The sequence below is a fragment of the Methanomicrobium sp. genome, assembly GCF_055145805.1.
In genome coordinates, this window is the sequence record NZ_JBSREC010000009.1 from 1 (window position 1) to 5,579 (window position 5,579).

Consider the following 5,579-nt stretch of genomic DNA (forward strand, 5'->3'; position numbering starts at 1 on the left):
TCTTCATCTGCCATTTTTAACCCTCTTTGTATCCTTCAGGTACCATTTCAAAAGTCCTGCATTAAACATCCATGTATTCATAAGATCAACAAAAAGACCAATTAGTAATACCGCTGATATGTCGCGAATAATTATTACCTGCCCGATAGCCGAAACAATAAACATTGCCGCTACTGCGGTTATTGTTGTTGTGGTCATGATGAAACCTGTATGGAAAGCTCCCCTCATCTTCTCATCAAGTTTTCCCTGCCTTTTTAAAAGCCGGGTTGTAAGCAATATATCACTGTCAACCGAATAACCAATGAGCATCAAAAGAGCAGCCGTTGTTCCAAGAGAAAGTGTTATTCCAAAAACGTCCATGATTGCAGCAGTTATTACAATGTCCGAAAAAGCGGAAATAACTACAGCAACTGAAGGAACAAAATTTCTAAATGCCACAAAAACAACAATAGCCATCAAAAAAAATGCAATAAGAATTGCCCACAATGCCTGTGACTGCAGAGTCTTTCCAAATGTTTCACCAATCTGATCCACTTTTGAATCGGGATATTTTGCGAAAATATGTTCGGTCATCTTTCTGAATTCATCGTCATCGAGATAGTCAAAGACAAGATAGTATCCGTTGTTTATACTTTCTCCAAGGCTCTTTAAAGGATATTCGCTGAAATAAGCAGAAATTTCCTCAGGAGAGTCACTTGTAAAAAGGGTCACTGCAACTCCTCCGGCAAAATCTATACCTGGTTCCACCGGCATTCCGGTAGTGACAGTATTAAATGCCAGAAAAATTATGGACACAATTAAAAGACCCAAAGGCAGCGCAACCATCTGCCGTGGCTCATATCTGTTAATATCATAGGTAAATTTACCCATGTATAAAATTTGTATCTGTTATGATTAATTGTTATGATTCTAAAATAAAAAAAAGATGATTTCTCCATTATTTGTCCCGAATTATAAGACAAAAATAAAAAAAGCGGGAAAAATCAAAGAAAAGGTATATATAACGTCCGGTAGATATGAAAAATCATGAGATCAGCGGCTGATCTAAAGAATGAGATAGAAAAGCGTCTCCGCAACTATCTATCAAGGGATAAAAATGGCATCCGCCGAACGCTGCTGAATATTTTTGTTAAAGCAAAATCAATGACTATTGCAGAGACGCATGCAAAGCTAAAGGAAAAATTTGATGTTAGTTATCAGTCTGTCGCCTCAATGGTGGGCATAATAGCATCAAAGATCGGCATTTTACATGTAATCAAATCAAAAGACAATGACCAAAGCTGCTATAAATTAAAGGATCAGTATGCTGAAATGGTCGCGCGTATAGTGACTACATGCTGAATTCTAATTTAGCATCACAATCTATTTTTACAAGGTTTACAAAATTTTAGAGAATGGATACTGATATTATTGAAAACTCCAAACCTGTTGAAATAATAGTTACCGAAGATGTGCGCCAATATATTCTGGATAAAAAATGCAATTTCAGAGTCTGCACATCATGTGGAGGTCCGATAATACTGTCTACAATGGTCAAACCGGCAAAATCTTCAGATCTTGAAATATATGTCGGAGATTATATACTTTATATCTCAATATACCAGGCACGCTTTATTGACAGAATTGATATGAATATGATCCCCCGGTTCAATGACTATATCTAAAAAATTTACAGACAGATGCCAGAGAACAAATAAATTATCCAAATAATTTGAAAAATGTCCTTTGAAGAACTTGAACACACTGCTGATTTTCTGTTCAAATGCAGAGGCAGTACAAAAGATGAATTATTTACAGAAACAGCATCAGCTATGTTTTCCGTAATGTTTGAAAACAGGAATCAAAAAAATATCATAACAGAGATTGAGTTGTCTTCAGATTCATCTGAAAATCTTCTGCTTGACTTTCTATCGGAACTTCTTTTTATATCTGAAACTGAAAATCTTGTTTTTTCAGAGGCAAAAGTTAAAATTAACAATAACTCTCTTTATGCGCAGATCTTAGGCGATAGATTTAATATTAAACAGCATTCAGGAGGAACAGAGATAAAAGGCATATCCCGCTCAGGTGTAGATATTCAAAAGATGAACGGGATGTACGAAGTATGCATAATATTTGATGTATAAGGAGACGACACAAATGATAGAAGGAATTGAAAAGATAAATGAAGTAGAATGGGAATTAAAGAAAGGTTTTGTCCCAAATATGCGCGTACCTGCCAGGTTTTTTCTTTCAGATAAACTATCACAAACTCTTGAAGAAGGTGCAATAAAACAACTTGCAAACATTGCAACACTTCCGGGAATTTTGAAGTATTCTCTTGCAATGCCTGACATTCACTGGGGATACGGATTTCCCATTGGCGGTGTTGCAGCTTTTGATATGGAAAACGGTGTAATTTCACCCGGCGGGGTGGGATTTGATATAAACTGCGGCGTGCGTCTCATTGCAACTCCTTTGCATATATCAGAGATTGGAAAAGTCAAACGCCTTGTAAATGAACTTTTTCACACTGTGCCCACAGGAGTTGGAACAAAAGCTGAAAAAAAGCTTACAGAAACTGAGCTTGACGAAATGATGCATGAAGGCTCTAAATGGGCTGTCAGGGAAGGCTACGGTGTCAAAGAAGATCTGATACGCTGTGAGGATAACGGCTGTATGAAAGATGCTGATATCGAATTTGTAAGCAAAAAAGCAAGACAGCGCGGTATGCCACAATGCGGAACCCTTGGCTCAGGCAATCATTTTCTTGAAATTCAGACTGTAAAAGAGATCATGGATGAAGAGGCAGCAGCAAAATTTGGAGTCTCAAAGGACAGTATATGCATTATGATCCACTGCGGTTCAAGAGGTCTTGGGCATCAGGTCTGCACAGACCACTTGAAGGATATTGAAAGTGCAACAAAAAAATACGATATCCAAATTCCCGACAGTCAGCTTGCATGTGCTCCCATAAACAGTGATGAAGGACGTGCCTATTTCGGTGCAATGGCAGCATCAGCAAACTATGCATGGGCCAACAGACAGATGATAACTCATATGGTCAGGGAAATATTCTCAAAGATATACAAGACAGAATATGAGGATCTAAAACTGGTCTATGATGTTTCACATAATGTTGCAAAGTACGAAGAGCACACCATTGACGGGGAAAAACAGATGGTGTGCGTACACAGAAAAGGTGCAACAAGAGCTTTCGGACCTCATTGCCAGGATATTCCATCCGAACTCACAGATATAGGACAGCCGGTGATTATTCCAGGCAGCATGGGAACGTCATCATACCTCTTAAAAGGCACTTCAGTTGCAATGGAAAAAACCTTTGGAAGTACATGCCATGGTTCCGGAAGGATATATTCCAGATCAAAAGCAAAAAAAGAAATAAACGGGGCTGAAATCAAGGAAAAACTCGAAAAACGGGGAATTTTTGTAAAGGCTACAAGCAATAATGTGATCGCAGAAGAAGCCCCTGATGCCTACAAATCAAGTAGTGAAGTTGTAAATGTGGTTCACAAAGCAGGCATATCACTTGAAGTTGCAAAACTTGAACCTCTCGGAGTGATAAAGGGATGAAATGTAAAGCAGGAATTGCCTGGGAATGTGAGGGCTTTATGAACAGATACATTGAAGACTGCGGTGTCAGTTGTGAACCTGTAACACCACAGATGCTGGGGGCACCCTTTTTCAAAGGAAATCTGGTTGCCCTGATAATCCCGACGGGTTTTGGAAACCGCATGTATTCCTGCCTTCTTCCTGCCCTTCGTGCATCTTCAGAGAGAATTAGAAAATTTGTCGAAAAGGGTGGAAGAGTAATATCCTTCGGTGCAATGACAACCGATAAAGAAGCATATGACTGGCTTCCATTCAAATGTGAATATATACATGAATACTTCAGTGCCCCTGTTTTAGTAAAAGAGAACAGTCAGTTTTCAGGAATTATGAATGATTTTGATATCAAAAATATTGAATGTGACGGGTTTTTTAATGCAACTGAATCAGATTTTGAAGTTGTTGCCGAAACTGATGACAACAGGCCCATAATGATTGCAAAAAAATATGGTGAAGGTTACTACGTAATAACATCAATTCATGAACTCCCTTCCAAATCATTTATCAAAAATTTTTGTTCGGGAGAAGTAGAAATTTTATTTTAGTTTCAGAGCAGAAAGAAATTATATTAAAACGGGGTGATTTTTTTTGAGTGAACATAAAATATTTGCAGAGTCAGAAGCATCAGATCTCTTTCCGGTTGCAATGGCAATTCATCGGATAATCAGACTTCCTGTAACAGCACGCACAAAAGAAAATAAAGGAGTGCAGATTGAAGATGGTCAGCTTATCAGCAATGACTATTCAGGACCTGTACTTGAAGAAGCAATAAAACTCAATACTCTATTGAGTACAACTCCATCAGGAGGTCCATATAAGAATGTCCCGGTAATTGTAGCTCCGATTCGGGATGAACACGGAGATGCCATAGGTGCAATAGGAGTGGTTGATTTTGCAGGAGTATTTGATCTTGCAACATTAATGGAACATCAGTCTGCGATATTAAAACAGGTATGTGGCAAAAGTCCATGTCCGCTGCCTTCGGAATTATCAGGTTCAAAAAGGTAATTAAGATGAATGAGACTTCAGAGAATATACTAAATATTCTGGAAACGAGAAAGGCACCGATATCAGGGGAAGAAATTAGCAAAGAGCTTGGGATAACAAGATCTGCGGTCTGGAAACAGATTAATGAACTTAAAAAAAAGGGATATCAGATTAATTCTTCCAGAACAGAAGGATATGAACTTGTCAGTACAACAACAAAACTTCTTCCTCATGAAATAAAGAAATTTTTAAAAACAAAATTTATCGGACAGGATATACGTCACTTTGAAAGTACCCCCTCAACAACATGGATTGCAAAGGATCTATGTCAGCATGAAAACCCGGAACTGATTAACGGGACTGTTCTTGTCGCAGAGGAGCAGACAGGAGGAGTGGGACGTCTTGGAAGAGCATGGTTTTCACCACCAGGGGGTATATGGACAACGATTATAATAAAACCACATGTCCCGATAGATAAACTTTTTTTTATCACTATGGCAGGTTCAATAGCAGTTGCCCGTGCAATAAGACAATTATATGATATTGGAGCTCTTATCAAATGGCCAAATGACATATATATCGGCGATAAGAAAATTTCTGGAATTTTGCTTGAACTCTCTGCAGAGGCAGATCAGATTCATTACTGTCTCCTGGGAATAGGAATAGATGCAAATGTAAAACCCGAAGATTTACAAGGCGGAATGAAGACACCTGTCACTTCTCTTAGTGTTGAGACCGGAGAGGATATCAACCGCGCAAAGTTCCTGGCTGTAGTTTTAAGGGAATTTGAACGCAGATACGAGTTAATAGAAGAAGGTGAATTTGAATCTATTATAAGAGAATGGAAGAGTCTTTCACTAACACTCGAAAAAAGAGTCCGGATTACAACACCCCGTAAAACAATAGAGGGTGAAGCGATGGATATAGATGATCACGGCGCCCTGATTATCAAAAAAGATAACGGTATGGTAGAAAAAGTTTTA

Annotated in this window: 8 protein-coding genes; 7 read left to right on the forward strand and 1 reads right to left on the reverse strand. The window is 38.4% G+C overall.

Going from position 1 to position 5,579, the window contains the following annotated elements; genetic code table 11:
- Window positions 1-3: 3 nt before the first annotated feature.
- Window positions 4-870 carry a protein translocase subunit SecF gene (locus tag ACTB1O_RS00635; protein ID WP_462993207.1) on the reverse strand — a complete coding sequence of 289 codons (867 nt, stop codon included), beginning with the start codon at window positions 868-870 and terminating at the stop codon, window positions 4-6.
- Between the two features lie 156 nt (window positions 871-1,026).
- On the opposite strand from ACTB1O_RS00635, the gene ACTB1O_RS00640 reads away from it, so the two are divergent.
- The 7 genes from ACTB1O_RS00640 to ACTB1O_RS00670 all read left to right on the forward strand — a co-directional run.
- Window positions 1,027-1,341, forward strand: a complete 315-nt coding sequence (locus ACTB1O_RS00640) for a DUF2551 domain-containing protein (protein ID WP_462993208.1) — start codon at window positions 1,027-1,029, stop codon at window positions 1,339-1,341.
- A gap of 53 nt (window positions 1,342-1,394) precedes the next feature.
- Window positions 1,395-1,664: a hypothetical protein gene (locus ACTB1O_RS00645; protein WP_462993209.1), complete on the forward strand. Its 270-nt coding sequence runs from the start codon at window positions 1,395-1,397 to the stop codon at window positions 1,662-1,664.
- A gap of 54 nt (window positions 1,665-1,718) precedes the next feature.
- Window positions 1,719-2,126, forward strand: a complete 408-nt coding sequence (locus ACTB1O_RS00650; RefSeq protein WP_462993210.1) for an archease — start codon at window positions 1,719-1,721, stop codon at window positions 2,124-2,126.
- Window positions 2,127-2,139: 13 nt separating this feature from the next.
- On the forward strand, window positions 2,140-3,573 hold the full coding sequence (locus ACTB1O_RS00655; RefSeq protein WP_462993211.1) for an RtcB family protein: 1,434 nt from the start codon (window positions 2,140-2,142) through the stop codon (window positions 3,571-3,573).
- Window positions 3,570-4,154, forward strand: coding sequence for a hypothetical protein (locus tag ACTB1O_RS00660; protein ID WP_462993212.1), 585 nt, complete (start codon window positions 3,570-3,572; stop codon window positions 4,152-4,154). Before ACTB1O_RS00655 ends, ACTB1O_RS00660 begins: the two co-directional genes overlap by 4 nt.
- 43 nt (window positions 4,155-4,197) lie before the next feature.
- Window positions 4,198-4,617, forward strand: coding sequence for a DUF2111 domain-containing protein (locus ACTB1O_RS00665; RefSeq protein ID WP_462993213.1), 420 nt, complete (start codon window positions 4,198-4,200; stop codon window positions 4,615-4,617).
- Between the two features lie 5 nt (window positions 4,618-4,622).
- The coding region (locus tag ACTB1O_RS00670) for a biotin--[acetyl-CoA-carboxylase] ligase (protein WP_462993214.1) at window positions 4,623-5,579 on the forward strand (957 nt) is incomplete at its 3' end.